Origin of the sequence: Fibrivirga algicola, from assembly GCF_011742925.1 — a bacterium.
Taxonomy (GTDB): Bacteria; Bacteroidota; Bacteroidia; order Cytophagales; family Spirosomataceae; genus Fibrella; species Fibrella algicola.
This window is the reverse complement of record NZ_WAEL01000001.1, coordinates 480825-504758: the sequence shown is the minus strand read 5'-3', so window position 1 is coordinate 504758 and position 23934 is coordinate 480825. Positions and strand designations below refer to the sequence as shown.

The window sequence follows — 23934 nt, the reverse complement described above, 5'->3', positions numbered from 1 at the left end:
TATAATTTACGTATTTTTACTGACTATTACAAATCCAATTTACCTTTTTCTAAACTAGCTGCTACACGTAACTTCATGGTAGATATCACAACTCGGTTTAAGTTAAAAATCAACACATTGTATAATGAGTACCTAGCTCTTAGAAGTTCATCAATTCTTGAATTGAGAAAAGATCTTTTTAAATCTGAAGAATTCGCCATTGCATGTTATCACTTCGGAGAATCACTAGCAATGTATTTTTATAATAGAGATTCAAGTTCTACAGACTCAAAAGCCTATGTAGATAACTTCATCAAAGAGATAAAAGTAAACTGCTTTGAGTTTGCTCTCTTAGAGGATATTGCAAACGTCAGTAAACACGATACGTTATCACAGAAAAAATCTTATCGTGCAGCTAGTAGTATAACACAGATGAATGAGGTTATTTACTACATCACCTTTAAGGATGAATTAGGTGAATATTCACATATTGAGAAAGGTGTATCTGTCATTCTAAATGATGGCTCAACTAAAGACGTGCTTGACATCATGACATCAGTAATGAATATGTGGTATAAACTGCTTTATAAGCATAATCTTATACGTAATATTAGAGTTTACGAGCATAGTGAATCCGCAATAATTCCAAGAAATTTATCAAACAATTTAACTAAAGATATCGAAATAGTATTTTCAATAGGCTCAATTCTTTATTTTGATATTATTCAACAAAAATACAATTACACTACTTGCAAGAGAGAGCATTTGCATGTTAAAGAAAACTTATCTATTTACGTAAAGGGCGGGAACCCAAAAGCTGAAATAGAATTGAAGATTCCAATAAATCGAGTAGAACTAAATTATTTTAAGAGATTAGCAACAAAGAAGGAAAAAAATAATTTCATTAATAGAATTTCTGAAAGAGAAAATTTGATTAGCTTATTTACAGATGAGCAGAGAGATATTTTATGGTCTGACGAAGAGACTGCTCAATTCACTTCATGCATTACATACAAAGGGATAACTTTTAAACGTGACCTTAAGCTTAATAAGGCTGAAACACTGGAATACAGATCGCTTCCAAGCAGTGCACAAAAAAAGGAATATATTGATAAACTTATTGTTAAAAAGAAAGTTGTAGATGCTTTACATCAAGACGTTTTTAACAGGTGGCCAAATGATTTTAAACAAGAAAATGAATGAGACCTTTATGAGAGTGATATTACTTTACGACAAACAGCTTTTTCTAACATTGTACCCTTCCTTTCAACTAACCTTAGCCAATTATTTTTTTCATCGTTAGATAATATGACACCAGCATAAATTATTGCTCTCTTATCCCATGAACTAACAACGTCCAATCTATTCTTCATTTCTTTAACCCATGTCAAATCTTTTCTATTCATAGCTATTAAAGCCGACTCCCTTTCCCTATATACCTTTCTATAAGGAAAATTTTCAATAACTGAATTAAATGCAGGATCACAAAAAAGAGTATACACCCAAATATTTATGTATGGAATTTCTAAATATGGATTTTGTAGTATAGATTCAAATTCACTTCTATAATTGTTAGCACTAGATTCATTAATAACACTTTTTATATAAAGCACAACATGATTTATTGCTGGCATCATTTTATAGAAATTCTTCAGAACTACAGGAAGTAAACTCCTTATTTTGTAATGTTTAGCACTTTTCAATATATGCTTAACTAAGCCTAAATCTAATTTTGGATAAGATAGTGACTTCTCTAAATATTCTTGGTACGCTTTCGATCTAATTTGAAATTTACTATCAGTTGTAAGTACATCAAAATTTATTGGTTCATCGGCGTATGGTGATTCACTTATAATTTCTTCAAGCTTATCACGTATAGCTTTCTTTTCATGCCTTTCTTCATCATCTAAAAACAAGTTGTTAAAATCTTCACACGAAAGGATTTTAGATTTTTCAGATGAAAGTACTAATCTGTGTGTCAGATTTAAATAATTAGTCAACTCATGAAAAAATAAATAAGCAGAGTCAAAAGTTGCAAAAAAAATATTTATATCATCTACATACCTAGTAAAATCTTGTGTCTGACGCAAAATTTTGTTGTCAATGTCAGCCATTACAGCTTCTGCAATTATTATACTAGCATTAGGCCCGACTGGTATACCTCTTGAAACTTTCGTGTTGAGCTTCATCAAAAAAGCTTCAAGTGCTTTTGCAGCTAAAGTGCCACACTCCTCTAGGGAGTTACAAACTCTGTGGAGATATATTTGGTTATAGAAGTCTGTTATATCGCAAGTAAGCACAAAACCTTTTTTGAATTTCTCTGCTAATTCTCTATTCCTAGTAATAAATCCAGAATAGCTATTAAATTTTCTATCAAAATAGGAGCCATCCAAATCTGGATCTATCCTATAGGAGCAAGCTATTTTTTTTTCTTTGGGTATTCTAGACTTTTCTATTGCCTCTGAGGATTCATAAACTATAGCAGTATAAAGAATACTATCAATAGGATCTAGCTGATGTACTGAGCGGAAACCCCCATTATGTTTAGGAGAATGAAGAATGACGGGCGACTCAGGTATATGCTTATATATATCAATTTGGGCTAATACAGGCTTAATATTGTCCCAATCATACCTTATAGACTCAAATTCGAAAAGTTCGGGGTAAAAATCACTATCAGGAAAGCGTTCATGATGTTTCAAAGCCCATTCTAGAGAGGTCTCAGCAATTTTATACATTTTATATCAGATCAAAACCTAAATCAATATTCTACATACCTCCTTTCTGGTTGAGTAAACTTGACAAGAACGAACTTATTCAGTTTTCAAAGATTTAGAAGTTACATCACAATGTACATACAGACTTCAATAATACAGACAACTTTGATACACAACTTACAAACTGACTTACGTATAAAAATAAAACCCCTCAGAAGTCATCTCTGAGGGGTTTTTTAACTTTTCGTGGGAGTTGAGGGATTCGAACCCCCGACCCTCTGCTTGTAAGGCAGATGCTCTGAACCAACTGAGCTAAACTCCCTTCTACCGTGCCGGTGTTTCCCGTTTTGGTAATCAGCAAGTTAGCTATAAAGCTACTCTATGCATTATTGTTTACTTCTTCACATTGTGTTAGCTTTGTGTTAGTAAACGTGTTAGGAGAGAAATTAACACAACTTCTACAAACACGATGGCACAGACTACAGAACACAAAGAAGCAAGAGCCAGTGTACGGATTGTTTACCGTACTTACGACGTTCAGAAAGATGGTAGTTGCCCGTTTTTTATTTGCATAACTAAAGAGCGTAAGCGCAAGTATATTGCTACTGGAATAACCCTACATCCAAAGCATTGGGATGAGGCGAAACAGGCTATTCGCAAAAACTATCCCGATGAGTTTAAACGCGATATACAGAATAAATTAAAGAAGCTAGTCGAGAAATACGAAAATGCGGCCAATGCATTAGTTGATGCAGATGAACAACACGACGTCAGAGCTGTAGCTAACAAAGCAATAGAAGGCCGTAAACAGACCCGTAAATCAACAGTGTTGGCTTATATTGACTCTATTGTCGAAGACATGGTTAAGACACGAAAAATGGGCAATAGCATAGTTTACCATGACCTTCGTAACCAGCTCTGTAAGTTCATCACAGATGAATACAATACAAATGATATATCTTTTAACAAGGTAACAGTCAAGTTTTGCCATGAATGGGAGAGCACCTTACGGGCAACTGGCGCTACTGATAATACGTTAAGTAATCGCTTCAGAACCCTCCGAGCTGTATTGAATAGGGCTATTGCGAACGGCTATGCTAGACCGGATAATTACCCATTTTCTCGTAATGTGGCAGAAAAGCACAAATTCAGCATAGGCAAGTTTGACACCAGTAGTCAAAAACGAGCATTAAGCCGAGATACCATTAGATCAGTCGAAAACTATGAACCAAAAGGCACATTCACGGCCAATGACTTTAAGACCATTCGCAACCCAAACGCCGCCGCGAAGATTAAGAACGCCGCTATGATCGAACGGCAACTTCGGGCGAAAGACATTTTCCTCTTCTCATTCTATGTAGCTGGTATCAACTTCGTTGATATTGCAAAGCTACGCTGGAAAAATATCCAAACCGATGATACTGGAAATCAGCGAGTTATCTACACGAGACAAAAAACAGGTGGTAAGTTCTCCTTAAAACTACTTGCTCCCGCTGTTGCCATCCTAGATCGTTATAAATCAGAAAAAAATAATGAGGCTAATAGTTACATCTTCCCAATACTTGACAACACAAAGCATACTACAGCAGAGAAGATTAATAACAGATTGCATAAGGTACTTGGACAAACGAACACCGATTTAAAAGCGATTGGAACTACTATTGGAATTTCTACTCCGCTAACTACATATGTTGCTCGTCATTCCTTTGCTACCAATCTTAAACATGCAGGACATGCTAATGCGGTGATTGGGCAAGCTATGGGCCACAAAGACGAGTCAACAACTAACATTTACCTTGATTCCTTTGGCTCTGATACAATTGATTCTGCTTTAAGTTCATTACTTTAATCGCTACTTAATTAATTTTACTTAAACCCTCTTTAAGATATAAGAATGGCAGATAAGTAAAATTAACTGCAAGCGTGGTTTAACCACTTTTAATTTAAAATGAGTTAGCAGATGATAAGCTAGTTTGGAAGCGTACTTATTCCTCAAAGTCTACTCATCCCATTTAAATTTGATAACATAATTCTCATTGAATACTTTAAGTTTCTCATTAGCGAAAAGTGTTTCATTCTTTTTGAATTTGAATGGTGATTTTATATATCTTATATAAGGTTCTTCACTTAAAGGGTTTTCTACTATTAGCAAATCATATTTGTCCGGAAAATTCAAAGCTTTATTAATTTCTCCTTTACTCATGTAAATTCCTTCACTAATATTAGAGCTACCTTTGACTTCAATAAATCTAACTATCCCTTTATCAATTAACTCAAAGTCATACCCTTTACCAGCTTCACCAGTTATAAACTTGTCAGGATAAGCTCTGTAAGCATTTTCTGAAACCCATTTTATATTTTCTTCACCATACTGGTCAATAAGTTTATGAAAACAAATTAGTTCAGCTATAAATCCAATTTGTTCTTCATTCTTAGAATTAAATCTTACGTTTCGGTTTTTGTGATTATTAGTGTGTTTGTTTCTACTTTTCTCTCCATCACTAGTTGGCAGTAACTTGCTAATTCTTAACTTCAGCTCTATAACATCAAGCCCTTGCAAGACCTTTTCTGCTAATGATTGGTAATTATCGTAGTCAAGTATTTTTCCTCTAACCTTTAATTGATTATTGTTTGAGCTTGCTTGCTTGTAATGAATTACTTTATTAAAATCATTTGTTTGCTTAACGACTTCTTCTATTTCGTTAAAAAGCAATAATGCTTGAATACTTCTTCTTTCTAGTAATAATTCAGGAATATTAATCTCGTTCACTCTTAAAGAAGCTAATACATCCCTAATATACTCCTCAATTGAGAATACACTATTCTTATCTTTTAATGTAACTGAAAAGTCATTCACAACTATTGTTGTAAAGTACAACTCAATATCATTTAAAAATCCTATATTACTATCATAACTAATTGAAGAATAAGCATCAATCAAATCGAAGTATTTTTCTTTTTCAGCTTTAGAATTGTACAATAACAGCGAATAAACTTGTGAAGCAAACTCATTATGATATAGTATCTTTAAATCTTCAATTCTATTCATAAATAGAATTGAGAAATCAATCCCCGTAAAGTATCTAGCAAATTTTTTATAATCAACTTTAAACTTAATGAACAATTTGTAGATGAAATCTAGGTTTATAAGCTCATTCAATCTTGAGAAAAACTCTGTAGTGGAAGTGAAGTTGATATCTTCCTCATTCAACTTTAAAGTATGCCTCAGAAATTCATCTAATTCATGTTCATTTGTAATCTTAGATTTAAAGTTTTTGGACGATGAAATAGCCAAAGCCCTCCAAAATAACAAACTAACATCATCAATAATGTCAAGTTGCTTCTTAGCCGATACAATATCTATGTTATCATCTTTCTCAAGATAATTCAACAACCTTGGCTCTCTATTAAACTCAGGTTTTGAGTACAGATCGTGAATAAAATCATTATATTCTTCTGTCTCAATGAGCGTTGAAAAGATTTCTGCAACAGACTGACAAAACTTATTTGACTCATGCAGTTGACTTAAGGAAATAAGATTTTTATCAACTGATATATAAAAAGTATTTCGCTTTTTATGAGTAATATATTCAAAAGCCTCTAATTCAAATTCTGTTGATATAGCATTATGATTAAAACTGGTTTGAAGCTCTTGTGCTAAAATTATTTTCAATCTTTTTAATCTATTGGCTATATCATGGTTAGTATCTTTACTCATCCGAAGTACATACACAAGTCCTTTAAACCTATCTATCTCGTTCTGAAACTCATTATTGAGTGTGCTAATAACTGGTTCACTTATCAAATTGAAGCTAATATCTTTCAGCCTTTTAACACCAAATAATTTCTCAATTTTTTGTGGACCTTGCTTACTATCAATCATTGCTATTGGAAATAATTTCAAAACATTATTTCCATATGTCTTTGTTGGGATATAATATGTCTCGTTTACGGAATAATATCCATAAGTACTCCCTTTTTGACAAAACATTTTACCATCATTAATAAATAACCTATAAGAAGGATGATTGATGTCAATTTTATTTTCGTTAAAATTGCTAATGATCTCACGATATATCTTTCTTGCCGCTTTACCTTCTTTGTCTGAAATTGGTAACGAGGAAAGCATGTCATACAAAGCATAAACAGAAAATGAACTTATCTCACGATGTACACCAACGAGAACAAAATAATTCTCAATTGTACTTTCAGGTAATTCAAGGCTAGTAGCAAGTGCTAAAGCTTCAATTTTAGGCTTTTCTACAAAGGGACTAAAGTCTTCGGTAATTGTTTTTGACAAACAACATTGATCAGGTTTAACCTTTTTATCTTGTGATTCAATAGGCATCCATTCAGAAGTGGCAAATAACCATCTTGTGTAAGAGGGAAAATTCATTCCTTTTATTTGCCGAAAGTTTTTTTTGCTGACAATTGCTAATTGTGCTCCAGTATCAGGCAATATTTCATTGTTTTCTTCTAAAGTTTTCTTAAGTCTTTCATCTTTCTTTATCCATTCAAAAACTATTTCAGGTTTTGCTTTATCTATTATTTTTTTTATGTCATCAAAGTAACCAACAGTAATATCAGATACCCATGATATTAATCCTATAAGATGATTGTAATCAGTGTATATTTCACCGTGATCATTTGGTTTCCTATAATCGTAGTTTCGTAGCAAATACTCTTTATAATCGCTGTACTTTTCGGATGAGCTAGATAACACAATTTTGTTGTATCGTGGCAAGAAGACGATACCAAGCCATTTAAAATATTCTATAACTAAGTCTTGTTTTTCATTATCAAATCCAAACTCAACCTGTGAAGCTAATAGCTTAGATTTATCAAAACTGTAAAGTTTTTCAGTCAATCCATTTCCATAATATTTACCAAAGTACATTTCTCTGGCATTTCTAATTTTATTATTACTAGCTAATGTAAGCGTAGATATATGCTTTCCTAGTGGAGCAAGTGATTTAACTTTAAACTCCCTTATAAATAATTGGTATAAAAACAAATGTAATTCTTTCACCTCACCTATAGTTACATTATTTTTTGCGTTATAATGCTTGATTATAGTTTCAGAAATCTCTGCAAACGAATATTTCTTAACTTTAAACACGGCAAGTTTACTAACAATAAAGTCGACATCAGATTTTTCAAACTCTGCTAACAACAGCTTTACTAATGTAGAATTCAAAAAGCTTATATTTAAAGTTTTTGGAAGTTTAAATTCTTGCTTATCATCAGGTTGTATAAAAATGTTTGTATCCCAAGCAATTAGTTCATTTTCATTGTCAATTAGAAATGGTGGTTGTTTTGCTAATTCAAAATCAGAAGCAGACAATTTAGACTTATATACATTTAAGTTGAGAAAGTAGAAAATTAATTTTGCTAATTTCAAACAATCATTTTTATAAAGCGAAGTAAGAGAAAGATAGTGCTCTATAGAATAATGGCAAATTCCAAACTCTGAAATTATTTTTAAAACTGATTCATCATCGCTGTATTTCAATAAGTTATTAACTCTATTTCCCGAAAAAATAGTAGCAATTGGATATTTATAGAATGCTGGCGCGGGTTTATATGAAATGTATTGGTCATTAACAGTTGGGAAAATTTTACTCTGCTTGATTTTGTCTTGAATGATGTCTTTGAAACCAAATTGTATTAGTAAGCTATCTATACTTTCAAAATCTATATTTAGTAGTTTGATTGCTGAATAATCAACCTCTGTTTTATTAGAAGCTATTACCAATGATGTTTCAATAAGCAAATTAGCCAATTCCGTGATCAAAAACTCGTTATGCCCTTCTGTGTCATTTACTAGTTCGTTTCTATCAGGAGAAAGGTCAAATGTCCCATGCAAAAGCGCAGGGAATGGAAAACGTACTTTTGTTTTAAAATAACTAAAGATTACGTTTTCTGAATCTTTAAAGTCCTTATTCCATGCAATTGCTAATTCATAACTCTTACCTTTATGAATTCCTTTATTCCTTATAATATTCCAAGATCTGAATTCTTTGACGTTGGTATTTATGTTTGTGCTTTCAACGGTAACGAAAGATTTATCTTTGTAATGTCTTTTATAGATAATATTAACATCTGGACTTTCTATTTCTATAATTTCTATGTGATTTAGAAATATTAACGTTTCTTTATTAATAATTGATAGAATTTGCATTTGAACTTCATCAATAATATTTTCCTTAAGCTTAATTATAATTTCAGTTGCGAACAAATTGTATACATTTTCACTTTCATTTACATTTAGTAACTCCGGAATTCTTAGGGTTGCAATTGGAAATTCAAATTTACTATTCTCCTTAATAAAGGAAGCAATTTCGTCGTGTTCCGATATTAGATTCTGCAAAAAGGCTTTTGCGATATTTTCAGAAAATGCAAGTTTTGTCTCACCACTATTTATTATAATTTCATCTGCCCAACTTAAAATCGAACGAAAGCCTAAGCCTTTTTGTCCAATTTTATTTTGTTGCATAGTTTTGGGGCTTGCGTTGCTGTAAATAATTGATCTAACACCAGCTTCACTGAATGGCTCTCCATTATTTGAAATTATCAAATCGTTTCCAACTAGTTTTATTGATACTTTTTTTACTGATGCAGTTTCTGAAGCATCATCTGCATTTTGAAGCATTTCAAGTAACTGTCTACCATTGTAAGCTTCTACATTTCCTTTTTCATTATTATAATGTTCTAACAGATATGTTGGCGAACTTAAATAATCATTTTTGCGCTTTTTTAGTTCTTCTTCGATAAATTGTCCTAAGTTATTCATTCTTAATTTCTTCAGTTGTTAGATTAGAATATATGAAACAGAACTTTTGTTAAAACACTCTGACAGTTGCATTCAATCAAAAATAATTTTATAAATTAGGCTATAATGGTAAAGTATTAGATGCTTCAATAGATTAAATTTCGTCTCATATGGGCATATAAGATGGCCAGACTTGGTTAGCTGGTACTAAGCAACTTGGAACACATAAAGAAATAAACTAACGAGGTATTATACTTATATATACGTCTAGATGTCGAAGAGTCATACTTAGCCTATTCGAATATGCTTATTATGAGCCATCTATGAAGCTTATTCATAGTATAATTCCAATTGTTAATTGTTCCTTTCAAATATACATTAGCAGTGAGCAAAAGCCAATATAATCGTGCTCGATCTATCAAAAAGTTGTGTTAAGTTCTAATATACGATTTTCCAGATTCAGAATACTTAAATTTTATACTACTCTTTGTTCTCTTTGTCGCATAGTTATTAAATGGGCAATTTCCTAAATCAGTAGAGTATCACAAAATCTAGCTTTAAAACTTCGAAAGTAAACGATTATTGTGTTTTTGATACATATAGCTTATAACTTATGCTTCATCTGTTAAGCCTTTTCGATTGCCTTCATAGAATCATTTTCAAACTTAGCAGACACCTGACACATCCATACACTGTTCAACAAAACCATTGGTCTTAATACAGCGTAGGGCTTAATGTGCTTTTAGCCTTCTCACTCTGGTGCATGTTCACTTTGAATTTTCAATACATTATTTCATTTGTCTCGACAAAACGTCTTTAATAGTGGCTTTAGATCTGGATTAGTCATGTGTACACCGTATATATCGAAGTAGGGACCAAGTAGACTTAGGAGACAAGAATAAATACTTTTCTTGTTAGTAGACAGGTGTCTGTAATGGGCATGCATCAAATTTTGAAGAGTTATCTTATTGTCTTCAAAGTTGGTTGCTGATATGCCGTTATAATAATACTATAAATTTTACTCCAGTTTCGAAGCAGAGTGCAGGCCTATATGGACAGAGGTTCACTTACAACTCATGGTCAAAGGTTGAAACGAAGGTACCATCTTAATGTATAGCATCTAAATGAGCAAATCTAGTGGCTTCAATTTGATAATCTTGTAGTACCTGCAAGATTAAACTTTTTCTGCTATCGGTATAGACATTAATGTAGAAAGCTCAAGCAAAGGTAGATTCTATTGGTAAAAGAGGCTTCTGACCAAAAAACAGCACTTCAGGTATACCCTCCTTCACTTCTGACCTGTCAAGCGTACCTGTGCTGGCTTAGCACCATAGCAGTAACGTGCCCAACATGCTAATCTCGTGCCGGATAGGCAATGGATTACAAGGATGCGACAACCATTAATATACATTTAGATAGCTTCGACTCCAATAGAATTGATTCTGGCTTACAACTACGTATTTTGTACAAATCATAAATATTACGATATATCAGGAAAACATCGCAAAGTGATTTTAGCTAGTTATAAAATATTTATATAATATTTTAGCCTTCCAATTATTATTTAAATAAACTAAATAATTTATCTAAAAAAAGATAAACCATACCAATTATTAATTTATCCATTCATTAATATAAAGGCAAAATTTTCTTTATTCAAAATCGAACTATTTTAAAATACAATCAGTTCAGCATTCGGTACAAAATCAACAGGTGATACGTGGATATTGGTCATAAGCATTGAGAATACAAAAGTAAGCCTCTAGAATATCTACAAATCTTAAGATAGATCGTAAGTATTGCTTGCCACTCATTTGGTAAGGGAATATGATAAGAAGTAATTATAACATACCCCATATATTAAAAATATGAAATCTAAACTAGCTAATTTACATGAGCCTATGGCTCAAAGTATCATTTGTCAAATTCCAGAAAATTTAGACATTGAAACTCTGATAAGGTCAAGCCGTCCTGACTTTTCTTATAAGTATGATGGTTTTATATATTTAATCGATTTAATTATGGATCAAATGAGCAGGATAAAAGTAGATAAAAAGTCATTGAGTAAACATTATGTTGCCTTGCATTCGCAAAGTATGAAAGTAATACTAGGAAATTACCAGCTATATTTGAACTATCTGGTGTATAACAACATTATTGAAAAAAATGATTCTTACCAAGAAGGTGTATCCTCTAAAGGCTATCGGTTAAAAGAGCAGTATTTGACCCCTACAATTGAAGTAAAGTTGTCGTATAAAAAATTAATAACAAAAATTAAAAGATTTAGAATAAGATATAATGAACCGGCAACTACTAAATATCCTGAATTAATAAAATGGTTTAACGGTTTGCAAATTGAATATGAGCCAGCCATGAATTGGATTAATGAATGGTATGATAGCAAAACCATGACTAGCAATGGAAAGCGCAAAAAGACAATTTCAATGAAAGTTATACACAAGTATAATTCGTACAAACGTACTATACTAAAAGTTAAAGAGAAAGACTATAGCTTCCTAATAGATAATAGTGGATACAGACTTCATACTGTTTTGACTAATATGAAAAAAGATTTGCGTGATTATTTAAAATATAATAACAAGTCTTTAGTATGTATAGATTTGAGTAATTCACAACCATATCTAGCGCAGGTGCTTTTTAATAAAGCTTTTTATTCGTCAGAGAAAGTTTCATACGATTCAAAGATTAAGCTTACAGACCTACCTCTCTCAATACAAAGAAGAATTAAACCAGAGATAAATGGCATAATTAACATCCTGACAACTTCTTTTAAAAATCCGCTTGAAGCGAGTACAATTAATAGCCAGAGAAATTACACTTTCAAAATTGTATCTATGACCCATTTCTTGCATACAGGTTTAGAGCTAGATGAAAGATTAGGCTATAAACACGCCATTTCTGCAGTAGAGGAGAATGGACACTACAGAGTTGATATTGCATGTGATTGGCTCTGGTATGTAGAAGTAGTATCAAATGGTACGTTTTATAGATATGTCGGTGAAGCTATAAAAGAGCATTACCCTAAAAGTAAAGTAAACCCTAAGAAAATGGCACTTACCGCCTTCTTTGCAAATAATAGCGAGTATCATATTGGGTTAGAAGAAAACAAGAACATGTTCAAAGAACTGTTTCCTAATGTAGATTTGTTATTCTCTTCTATAAAAAATAATGATCATGCTACAATGGCTTTGCTTTTACAGAGTATAGAGTCAGAAGTATTCTTAAACCGAATTGCACAACGAATCTCATCTGAACGACTTGATGTGCCAATATTCACTATACATGACTCGATCTGCACTACAATTGAGAATGAAGCCTTTGTTCGATCTGTAATGACAAAGGAATTAGAAGCCTCAATTGGTAAACGTCCTAAAATGAAATCAGAATATCTAGAAATTAAGTGGACTACTAGTCATTAAAAATTGTAACATTATACTAGTAGTGTTATACACTAAAACATACTAAAAGCTTAAGTCCAGGTACAACAATTTGTTATAATTGGACAAATGCCTGACATTAAGCTACATATGATTTATATTTTATTATTATTTACTTAAATATTAAGTAATGTTCAAGTTATATAATACACAAATCTTGTTGGCAAATCACGTAGTTTAAAGCATCTTATTAAATCCTTTGAAGCTAAAGTAACGGCATATAACTTTCTTAGAAATCTTACTTAACGTAGTTTAATATATAGTAAGTTTGATTCCAAATAATGGACTATTTATCTAGATAAGATAGAACACTAACTTATATATCGTTTTGTATAGATTAATGTAAATTGTATTGTATTGTATTGTATTGTATTGTATTGTATTGTATTAAGTAATGTTTTGCACCTTAATCTTATGTTTTACCTATTTCTCATATTGTATCTATCAATCTCTCCTTATGTGCGCAAAATGATTGTTTCATTAATCTTACAGTAGAGTCATATTGAACTAATGAACTACAGCCCCAAAAAAAAACGTAGTTATGTTCTTAAGCCACAAACAACAGTAAGGTAAAGTTATTAGATGATCCAAATAAGCAGTACAGTAAGCTCAAGGAAGCGATTTATACCTTCAGGTGGTATACTAGTACCACTTGGCTTAAGATTGTGGTTTATAGCAAACATGTAATACTAAAAGTAATTGTTCCTTCGCTTTGTGCTCTACAACTTCTTATAGGCTACATTAATGCCTGTATTATAATCTTTATCTATATGGCTGGAAAATTGTACAACTCAACAGTGTCTTTCAAAAGAGACAATATCAAATTTTAATCAAGAGTACAGCGTAAGTGAGAGTAACTTATAAAGTGGTAACGGGGCTTTATCATTAGCTAGGTCACTATCGGTCAATGGACTGATAGGCCCGTAGATCGAAATAAGTAAACGGTATTTCCTCATCCATTCCTGCTAAAAATGGTTTGCCTTTCTCATTGCAAAACAAGTCGTTGTTAGTGCTGACTTTCTGGCCATTTGCCCATGCTCTATACTCTTTAGTCAAATGGGTATTCAGAAAGAACAGCCGGTCAGCTATTGCCGCATTAAAGACGAACCATTCATAGACGCTGGTAAGGACGCAATACCGTATGTCACTATTATGGGCCTCTATGCGTTCCTGAAAGTATTAAAGTAATAGTTCATGGTAGGCTTTAACGTAGAGGCTTTGGTGAGTAACCATTTCACCCTTATTAGTAGGCTTCTTTACTTTAAAACGACTAGCATCTTTACATGTATGAATGACAAAATCTGTTTTGCCTTATGGTGCTACAATATACGCTTGTTTATAATAGACCTCATTTAAGAAGTCCATCAAATGACCTTTGACGTTCTCCTCACTCTCCTGTTCATTGATTGGGTTGAATAACTTTAAATAACCAGCTTCGAAGTGGTCTATTTGTTAACGGTTGCCTACTTGAAGCCGGTATGCCTTTTAAAGCGATTCAGACAGAGATAGTAACTTAAGTTGCATTTGACGGTTTGTGCAACGGACAGTCTAATTAACTAAAGCTTTCAGCCTCATAAAAGCAAAGCTGTGGTTAAGCATTGAATCTATGCCGCCTGCGTTATGTCTTGTCATGTAGGAAGCTGAATGCAAGCCTAATATACCAACAACACAGTTATCATATACTTCTCATCCAGACGACAAGCAGTTTATTGCGAATTAAGATTAAAGGTTGTTGTTCTGATTCAGTCTGACATCCAACGCACTACTGGTTAGCGCAAAGATTGACTTCGATTTAGGAGACGCATTAACACAGTGTACGCTACAACGAACTGTTGTTTTCAAATAAAACCAAGCTAAGTAGTTCTTAAGTACAACTATCTTCATAGGCTTTCGCCCTTCAGGACATATACACACATGTGTCCTTTGGGCCTTTTCAAATACAGATAAGTAAGTCGGTTCACTACATTCCGGTCAACAGTGCTCAGAATGTTACTATAGTACGTATCTGATAGCTTTTCCATTTTTCGTCTGCATATCTAACTTTCAGCTTCTTTCGCAAGCACGTGCGCCACTTTCTATTATTTCACAATGAAGACAAGCGGGGGCTATATGAGTTGGATACATTTGATAATGAACAAACTTGGTAATCAAATAGTCCTTTTTATCTTATACTCTAAGCAACCTCCTTAGAGAGAATACGTCAAGCACAAAAAACTAATCTTTCAATCCATGCCGTCTAAGACATTTATAACAAGAACTTATAATTGTTATCATACCATTTATAAATAACATATTTCTTTAAATGCTATAAGCCTCACAAAGAACAAATTTTTATAAACAGTAAGTGTTATATTAAGTTTCTAATTCAGTGCCCTTATTTACACGTAAATAAACAGCTAAATCGTCCTCTATTTTGAATATAACCAAAACTAAAAGTTTTAAATATGTGAAGTATGAATGTTCATGCTTTTGTGTATCTTCATGATTTGCTTGAGTACCATGCAGGTAGCTATTTCTTAAATCCAAACCATTAGTAAACTCACTTCTATTTAGATTATAGTTAAAGTAACTTTGTTCAGGTCTTGTAAATAAAGAACTCTCAAAGTAGATCATATCTTCAGTCAACATTTTATCGACTTCTAATTGATAGCTAAAAGAGTAGTGATGATATGAAGCAACTTCATTCTTATACAAATCTTTTAATATTGATACCCTTTCAATATTCTTCCAAAGCATCAAACCATCATCATTTATAACAAGAATATCATTTTCTACAAGGTAATATATTTGCGGCTTAAGGTAATTTTTATAACAATCAATATTAACTTGTTCATTTGATAGCAGGTCATATAAATTACGATAGCGTTTCTCCTTGTATGGGTCTACATAAGAAAGTAAAGTTTGATCAGAAAATAATAAACGTGTAAAATTTTTAATTCTGATATTTTCACTATTAAAATAGATGTACTTATTATGAACGAGACTTGGTATGTCCTTGATTGCACAAGGTGAAGATGATATTTGTAGAAGTTCAAAATCTATAAATCCCTCTTCTACATAAAGCTTAAATTGTTTTAATACAGATTCAAATTCGGGAGCTAACAATCTTACTCTTTCAAGAAAAGAATTATTTGCTGATGGCATTAAAAGTCTAGCATTACTCGCAAATTTGTATTTTTTGCTTAATATCGAAGTGTACACATATACTAAAACCTCTTCAAGTGAAATTTTTAATTCGTCAATCAACACTTTATAATAAATTACCGTTTGACTATAAGATGATAGTTCAAGCGATTTAAAATAAAGTCCACGTCTATATGCGTTTTGTGAATGAAGCCCTAGCGTTCTTTCCAAAACACCTATGTAACTCTCCTTGCTTACAAGGTTTATTCTATACTGATTGTCTAAGAACTCAAAAAGTATATAGAAATTTAAGTAAAGAAAATATAAATCACTATTTTTTTTAATAAACTTTAAGTTATAAGAAAACTCTATAAGTTTATTATTAAGTTGTTTATTTTTTACAAATTGCGTTTTCTCAGAAAATACAACAGAAACTTCATATGTGTTGGAAGCATCATTTTTTTGTTCTAGAAAGAGCTTATTCGTCTCCGCTTTGTATCTGCGTTTAGCTTTTAGTCTAGTTTTGTCTGAAATCTTAAAGTTTATTTGATTTCTAGTACTTAATATAAGATTTATATAATTCAAGTTTATAATATCAGAATCAAGATAATTTGAAACTATATTCTCTTTTTCTAGAATCGACAAATTATTAGGTAAGTATATTTCTTGGAAATTGTATTCTTTCTGTAGTTCATACTTTGATAGTAATATTTGTGCGCTTTCGGGATATGTCAGTAAGAAAGATTTTAGTGGTTCAGAGTAATAAGATACCATTAACCTATGATGCAAAATAGTGTGTATCACAAAAGGTTCATTAGATAATATCTTAGTGATACTACCTGACGAAATATGCTTAAATATTTTTTGATTTTCAACTAACTCAAAAAATGGTTCTATGTATTCAAATAAAAGCTGGTCAAAGTAATAGAACAAATTACTGTCATTTATATTTGACATGAATTTTCCTATAATTTTTCCATAGCTTAATACCCTCTGTTTAAAGCTTAAAATGTCATTATTGTTCCATTTCCCCAAGAACATATCATTGTCTATGTATTTTTTTATATTATAAAATTCAATAATATCATTAATATCGTATGTTGATTTTAATTCACTCATTAATACAGATTCACTTTTCAATAAATATTCATCTGATGCCAAATCATTCTTCGGATAAAATGATATCCTTTTATAATCACTATTCCTCATATACGATTAGGTCGCAAGTATGGTTACGACTCCCAAATATATTCATATAATATACAACATACCCACCACGTAAATAAGTTTATTTCAAGCTTGTTTAAGAACTAAAAGTTGGTAACGGTCTAGCAAAGGTTGAAATTGTTGTTTCATGCACGTTCCATAAAACAAATGCCGACCTGTCGTTAGATACGCGGCTAGTCGGTAAGGAACGGGCACTATCTATCACCAAACATTATAAAGCACAAAACACCTAATTTCTTGGACAAGACATTCAAGCCTACAAAGAACTAATGACTAAAACACTGAACATGTACAACGTCTGTACAGCTTTATACCCATCATCCTATTGAGCATTAATCGGATTTCAAGACATGGTAATCTGCCTAAGCACACATGTCTTAACTCATTTTTGCATTACACATCGGACACTTATAGTGATTGGAATTTACCCTTGAACAAGGGATTTTTAAACCTCGGTTTTCGAAACATACCGGGCAATATAGACCATCCTCCCCTTCAAATTTGTACATTCCCCATTGTAAAGTAGGCTTAATGACATTCAACGCTCCATTTACGGGATATTGCTCATTGACTTTAACAAGTTTATTTTTCCAGTTAGTTAATGCTCCGCTTATTGACTTTGAAATAACCCAAGATGGGTCACTCATGTCAACCCCATGCAAAAAAGCATTACAAGCACCTCTATCGAAAATGCCTCTTTTTACTCCTAAGTGATGTATGACTAACATTGGATGATTTAGAGAATGCGCTAATGCTCCCCAACAAAGATAAGGGTTGATGGAAGTCACTTTACTCGCCGCGCAATACGTACCCAGACTCTTTAATTTTGTTTGGTTGGGTGGCCGTTTAGGCCTACTCCGTGAGTCCCTCGTCTGAGATAACACCCCGTCGTAGGACTAACTAACTAAGCACTCAACTAAACCAGCCCAGAGAGGCCTAAGTCACCGGACTTGTTTACCAGACGAGACGGTTACGCTCATGTAGGCTCACATTATATGAATACTCGATCAGCAAGCTGATGCTAACAGTAATATGTTTTAAATAATTTTATCAATTTCCTTACTTAAAACAAAACGATTTAAATAATTTGAAAGATTATCTAAATCTTGATAAATCGAAAATTCGTTTATGCCATACTGCTCAAGGTTTTTTTGAATAGATTTCTTTGCACCCCCATTTATCTTTAGTTTGATAAAATCAAAAGTTGGCATTAATACTTCTAATGATTTTTGTGGATTATTGGAAAATGAAAAGACTCCTCTTTGACTAATAACACGAGCAGTAATTCCTTTAGGGTAGAAAACTCCAGAAAACGTGATTGTAAAAGGATCTAATCTTTCTGTCTGGGTTGTTTCATTTTTAAAATCAAAAATAAAAACAGATGCATCTTCTTCAGAACTAAAATCAAAAGTTGCAAAAAATAAAGCTACTAATGGATTTTTTGTCCAATCAAGAAGCCTAGTTGCCAAACCATGATGTTGAGCTAGAGAGAGTCTATCCCATTGATCTATTGGCTCTCTTATTATAATATGAGAGGAATATCTCATCCAAGACCTTAATAGATAATCTTCTCTAAAGACTGAAGGAATTGTTCTTGCAAAACCTGGACGACCAATTTTTGGAATTAATTCCCATTCAAAATTCGTCTGTCCCCTAAATAAATAATTACTTCCAGAATAGTTTTCAACTATTTGATGAAACTCAAGAAAGCTATTAATTTCCAAAACTTTCATTATAATTACTTTTAAAATTATTTAATATCAATTTAAAAAAAACAAGCAAATCATTTTGGCTTGCATCCGACAGCTTACTATATCAAAATATTAAAATGGTAGTTCTTCCCAATTTGAGCTGAATCCCTCAAAATCCTCAGGTTTAGGAATTTTATCTTCTATCTTATTAATAAATCTGACCATATTTGTGACATTGTTGAATATTAAAATACTTTCGTCATAGTTTAAAACTGGATTATCGTTCGCGAAACTTCTGTTATTTCTAATATCGTTAAATGATTGAATTACAGAAATTGAGTACACTAAAATCTTTTCAGCCATCTCTGATTCAATCATCTTATTATTTCTGATATGTCTCACATACTTACCAAAAATAGCATCTAAATACTCTTCTTTACTAAAAACTACGCCATGTTGCTCGCACAAGGTTCTGACTAGCTTCATAACAAAAGTATGCAGTCGATCTAAAGCACTTTCGGGTTCGTTTCTTTCTATACTTTCTCTAATTGATTTTGCTATAAAACTAAAATCTTTATCAGAATTGATAGCCTGTATGGCATCAATATCTTCAATTATAGAGTCTCCCTTTAGTGTGCTTGCAATTCTGAAACACCTATCGATTAAATCTTTATGTGGAAATTCTGCTACACCTGACAAATCATCATATTTTTGTGGCTTATCTTTAGCAATTAACACTAGTTCATATATCAAATTTCCTACAACATGATTTGGCTCTAAATCCCAAAAGGTCCTGAGCCTATTAGCCTTGGAATTTCCTACGGCTTTGTACTTTTCATCACTTATGTCTCTTTCAACAACGTCGTGAACGAAGCTCCTGAAGGTGCTATCACTAAAATCCAAAATATATCCACCTCTCATTTGTAATAGTTTTTCTAAATCTTGCCTATCACGGTAATTAATTTTAGCCATATGTGTAAATAGTATTTTGTTTAATTTTTACCGCCTTTTCATACTCTGTCCAACGGACATTACCCTGTCGGTAGGTACGCAACATAATCACAAAGGCGCTCATTATCAACTGGTAGTGTGTTGCCCATTACATAGACTACACACTGACATGAACGGGTCACTCAACGAAACTTTGCACGTAGAAGGACTATACTACAAATATTGAAATATAGGCGATTATAGTTTAACCTATCATTCTGTTTTACTTTGTCTACTAGAGACGTATTTTAAAACAATTATAAGCAATTAGGTTAGCAGGGCAAGTAATATGCCTCGAAAGTAGGTATTAGTTTATCAATCTGTCTTATTAGGGCCATAAACGGGCTTCCTAATTATCTCTTTATATCAGACACTCCACATTAGGTTTTACAGCGAAGTGGATTTATCATCATGTAACATCTGTATTTGTACTTCTTGAATGAAGAAGCTCTATACTCTATCTATTGAAGTGTTTCTACCTGTGTAGAAGACATACTCTTAGTACAGTATAGAGTTCACTATTTCACTAACGCACTGCTCTGGGCTATTTGCATGCTCCTCCCATCAAAGTTTACGACAGATACAGCCATCTCATCTGTCTGATAATTAGTCTTTTATACTCTTATATATAAATTGCAAGTAACTTATGAATGTGTGACTTTTAAGGCGTATAGTCACTACTTCAATGAACATATGATAGTGTTAAAGAGAAGTACAGGAATGATAACCACAATAGGAAAAGTAGTTAACGTCAGTTAGTGCTAATGGTAAATATACAAGTTGGAGAAAACTCAGGTACGTTCATGAAGTGGTTAGATCATTGAAATATTCAATATGGTTAGGTTTTAATATATTGTGTTAGTAAACGTGTTAGTAAAAATAAAAAAGCCAGTCAGCAATTAAGCTAACTGGCTAATAATCAATGTGGGAGTTGAGGGATTCGAACCCCCGACCCTCTGCTTGTAAGGCAGATGCTCTGAACCAACTGAGCTAAACTCCCTTCTACCGTGCCGGTGTTTTCCGTTTTGGTGATGCAAAGATAGGGGTCTAAATGGCCCTTTTGCAAGCCCTGGGGCGAAAAAAAGTTAAACTTTCTTACAATTGACTGGCTTTCAGGTACGTTGCCGTCAAACTTTTTTTTATTCGAAATTCAGATAGAGCGTTACGTTGTGCGAGGTCAGCCGTTTGATGCCCTGACTCGATGAACTGCCTGTGCCACCGTTGAAGGCATTGGGAATACCATGCGAAAACCGGAGTTCAGGCGCGAACTTGAAGAACTCGAAGAACTGCTCGAACCCAACGCCGTATTCCACGCTGAGGTCGGTGGTGCTGGTATTGAGCCGACCCTGGCTGATGGCTTCGCGGCGGCGTACGTTCGTTTCAATGCCCAGGCTGGCACCGGCAATCAGGTACATGCGCGAGTTGGCCCGTCGCGCCGACTTATACTTGATCAGGAAGGGCAGCTCGATCCAGGTCGATTCGCGCACGTCGCTTTTCTCATTACCGCTCGCCATTGCGTAGTTGACCGACCGAGAATAGATCGACACGCCGGGATTCGACCGAAAATCGAAGTTATCGTTCAGGAAGGCATTGAACGTAAAGCCTACGCGGAAACCCGCATTGTTAGGCGAGGTAATGCGCAACGTCGAGTCGGCCGTGTTCAGGAAAGCCGGGCTGTACGTGATGTTGTAGCGCGTAAAAGGCAACGCGTAATAAAAACCAAAGTGAACGAGCTTGTCGTCGTAGTCTTCCTTATGCTTCCGCGTGTACTTGTAGGTCGACTGGGCCGCGGCTACCTGAGCGAACAGCAACAGAATGACAACTATGGCCGCGTGGCTGCGGACGGCTTTTGACCAATGTAAATCGACGCGATGCCGAACGAGAGTGGAATCCATTTAGTGTTGCTGAAACCGGCTTCTTCAAAAACCCGGATAAAATCGGGGCCATCCGGAAAAGCCCGCATCGATTCGTTGAGGTATTCGTAGGCCGAGGTGTCTTTGCTGACCAGTTTGCCAAAGAAAGGCACCACGTGGGCGGTATACACGTCGTAGAACTGCCGGAACGGGAAGGTACGCGGTTTCGAGAATTCGAGCACCATGCACACCCCACCCGGACGCACTACGCGCTGCATGTCGGTTAAACCGGCCAGCAGGTTCTCGAAGTTACGTACCCCAAACGAAACGATGGCAGCATCGAATTCATTGTCTGCGAATGGCAAACCCTGCGAATCGCCCGACCGCATCTCGATGACCTTGTCGAAGCCGCGCTCTTTCATTTTCTGCCGCCCCACGGCCAGCATCCCCTCCGAGATGTCGACGCCAACGATTTTATCCGGCTTCAGGGCCAGCGCCTCAATAGCCAGGTCGCCGGTACCGGTCGCAATGTCGAGAATGTACTTGGGGGCAAAAGGCTTCAGCAGCCGGATGGCCTTCTTACGCCACAGAATATCAATACCCGCACTCAGGAAGTGATTCAGGAAATCATACTTCGGCGCAATAGTATCGAACATTTCGCCCACCTGCTCACGCTTGCTGGTGGATTTGTCTTTGTAGGGAAGAACGGCCATAGGTGCTTAAAGAGCGAAGTAGAAAGTAAACGACAGGATGAGCGTAACTACATTCAGGGGGACATACGCACTGATTTAACCGGCTGTTTTCACGGAAAGTTTCGGGGCGTGAGGCCCATCACCGCTTCGCATTGGCTATACTTGCTTTTTCTTAACGCTCTCCCCGCATGACCCGATCTCTGTTACTGCCTTCATTGCTCGCTTCGGCGCTTTTTGTGGGGTTCACCCAGGACCCGCCCACCAAAAAAACAGCCCGGCTTCATGAGCGCATTCTGACGCTCGACACCCACGCCGATGCACCCACGATGCTACAAAAAGAGGGGTTCGATGTGGGCGTTACGCATAACACGAAGCGCGACAATTCGCAGATCGACTTTCCCCGCATGAAACAGGGTGGCATGGATGCCATGTTCTTCGCCGTGTACCTGGCGCAGGGGCAACGTACCCCGGCGGGTCATGCCGAGGCAAAACGCAACGCGCTGAACCAGTTCAGACTGATTCATGATGCCCTGAAAAAATACCCCGACATGGCCGAACTGGCTACCACACCCGCCGATGCGTACCGGATTGAGAAAGCGGGCAAACGGGCCGTTTTCATCGGCATGGAAAACGGGTACCCGATTGGTGAAGACCTGTCGCTGGTGAAAACCTACTATGACCTTGGCTGTCGGTACGTTACCCTCTCCCACTTCGCCAACAACGCCATCTGCGACTCGTCGACTGACCCCGATGGGCCGCTTCATGATGGCCTGAGCGCCTTCGGCAAACAAGTGGTGGCCGAAATGAACCGCCTCGGCATCATGATCGACATCTCGCACACATCCGACAAGACGTTCTACGATGTGCTGGCCCTGACTAAATACCCCGTCATTGCGTCGCACTCCAACAGCCGCGCCCTCTGCGATTTTCCCCGCAACATGACCGATGACATGATTCGCGCCATTGCCAAAAACGGCGGGGTGATTCAGGTAAACTTCGTCAGTGATTACCTGCGCAAACCGTCTGAACCCTACCGGCAGGCACTCACCAAAGTCAGAATGGCGAACATCGGCCGGGTATCATCGCCCGAACAGGCCGCTCGCCAACAAGCCCGCAGCGACTCAGTGAAGCAGGTCTACCGCAGCGAACGTGCCAGCCTATCCGACATCGTTGATCACATCGACCACATTGTGCAGATCGCCGGTATTGACCATGTAGGGATCGGCTCTGATTTCGACGGGGGCGGGGGCGTCAATGGCCTCGAAGACGTCAGCGAGATCGGCAACCTGACCGAGGCGCTGGTAAAACGGGGTTATTCGAAGAAGGCTATCACGAAAATATGGGGCGGTAACCTGCTGCGCGTCATGAGCCAGCAGCAGAAAAAATAGCCTTGCTTTGCGCTGGGTACGTAGCCAATGCGTGCGGTAGCAAC

11 protein-coding genes, 2 tRNA genes and 1 pseudogene are annotated in these 23934 nt (G+C 35.2%); 4 read left to right on the top strand and 10 right to left on the bottom strand.

Annotated elements, in window-relative coordinates; all coding sequences use genetic code 11:
• The first annotated feature begins 75 nt into the window (after positions 1–75).
• Positions 76–1182 (top strand): hypothetical protein, encoded by a 1107-nt coding sequence (locus F7231_RS01990; protein WP_166690713.1) that lies wholly within the window; start codon positions 76–78, stop codon positions 1180–1182.
• Between the two features lie 5 nt (positions 1183–1187).
• On the opposite strand, the gene F7231_RS01985 is transcribed toward F7231_RS01990, so the two are convergent.
• Complete coding sequence (locus tag F7231_RS01985) at positions 1188–2717, bottom strand: reverse transcriptase domain-containing protein (RefSeq protein ID WP_166690712.1); 1530 nt, start codon at positions 2715–2717, stop codon at positions 1188–1190.
• 226 nt (positions 2718–2943) lie between these two features.
• Positions 2944–3018: transfer RNA gene (locus F7231_RS01980), tRNA-Val, on the bottom strand.
• A gap of 147 nt (positions 3019–3165) precedes the next feature.
• On the opposite strand from F7231_RS01980, the gene F7231_RS01975 reads away from it, so the two are divergent.
• Positions 3166–4545: a site-specific integrase gene (locus F7231_RS01975; protein WP_166690711.1), complete on the top strand. Its 1380-nt coding sequence runs from the start codon at positions 3166–3168 to the stop codon at positions 4543–4545.
• A gap of 150 nt (positions 4546–4695) precedes the next feature.
• Here the strand turns inward: F7231_RS01975 and F7231_RS01970 are convergent, their stop codons facing one another.
• Positions 4696–9489, bottom strand: coding sequence for a protein NO VEIN domain-containing protein (locus tag F7231_RS01970; protein ID WP_166690710.1), 4794 nt, complete (start codon positions 9487–9489; stop codon positions 4696–4698).
• Positions 9490–11336: 1847 nt separating this feature from the next.
• Here F7231_RS01970 and F7231_RS01965 point away from each other — a divergent pair.
• Complete coding sequence (locus tag F7231_RS01965; protein WP_166690709.1) at positions 11337–12908, top strand: hypothetical protein; 1572 nt, start codon at positions 11337–11339, stop codon at positions 12906–12908.
• A 915-nt stretch (positions 12909–13823) separates the two neighbouring features.
• Here F7231_RS01965 and F7231_RS27885 read toward each other — a convergent pair.
• The 7 genes and pseudogenes from F7231_RS27885 to ubiE all read right to left on the bottom strand — a co-directional run bounded on the left by F7231_RS27885 (position 13824) and on the right by ubiE (position 22523).
• Positions 13824–14333 (bottom strand): annotated as a pseudogene (locus F7231_RS27885) (DUF7149 domain-containing protein).
• 945 nt (positions 14334–15278) lie between these two features.
• Positions 15279–17210: a hypothetical protein gene (locus F7231_RS01960; RefSeq protein ID WP_166690708.1), complete on the bottom strand. Its 1932-nt coding sequence runs from the start codon at positions 17208–17210 to the stop codon at positions 15279–15281.
• Between the two features lie 1103 nt (positions 17211–18313).
• The gene (locus F7231_RS01955) at positions 18314–19009 is read right to left on the bottom strand and encodes an FRG domain-containing protein (RefSeq protein ID WP_166690707.1); all 696 of its coding nucleotides are present in this window, start codon (positions 19007–19009) and stop codon (positions 18314–18316) included.
• Between the two features lie 90 nt (positions 19010–19099).
• On the bottom strand, positions 19100–19939 hold the full coding sequence (locus F7231_RS01950) for an abortive infection family protein (RefSeq protein WP_166690706.1): 840 nt from the start codon (positions 19937–19939) through the stop codon (positions 19100–19102).
• Between the two features lie 943 nt (positions 19940–20882).
• Positions 20883–20957, bottom strand: a tRNA-Val gene (locus tag F7231_RS01945).
• Between the two features lie 139 nt (positions 20958–21096).
• Complete coding sequence (gene porT, locus F7231_RS01940; RefSeq protein ID WP_166690705.1) at positions 21097–21852, bottom strand: type IX secretion/gliding motility protein PorT/SprT; 756 nt, start codon at positions 21850–21852, stop codon at positions 21097–21099.
• Positions 21780–22523 (bottom strand): bifunctional demethylmenaquinone methyltransferase/2-methoxy-6-polyprenyl-1,4-benzoquinol methylase UbiE, encoded by a 744-nt coding sequence (gene ubiE, locus F7231_RS01935; RefSeq protein WP_085410210.1) that lies wholly within the window; start codon positions 22521–22523, stop codon positions 21780–21782. The genes porT and ubiE overlap by 73 nt, the downstream gene beginning before the upstream one ends.
• A gap of 167 nt (positions 22524–22690) precedes the next feature.
• Here ubiE and F7231_RS01930 point away from each other — a divergent pair, with 167 nt between their 5' ends.
• On the top strand, positions 22691–23890 hold the full coding sequence (locus F7231_RS01930; protein ID WP_166690704.1) for a dipeptidase: 1200 nt from the start codon (positions 22691–22693) through the stop codon (positions 23888–23890).
• The last annotated feature ends 44 nt before the right edge of the window (positions 23891–23934 follow it).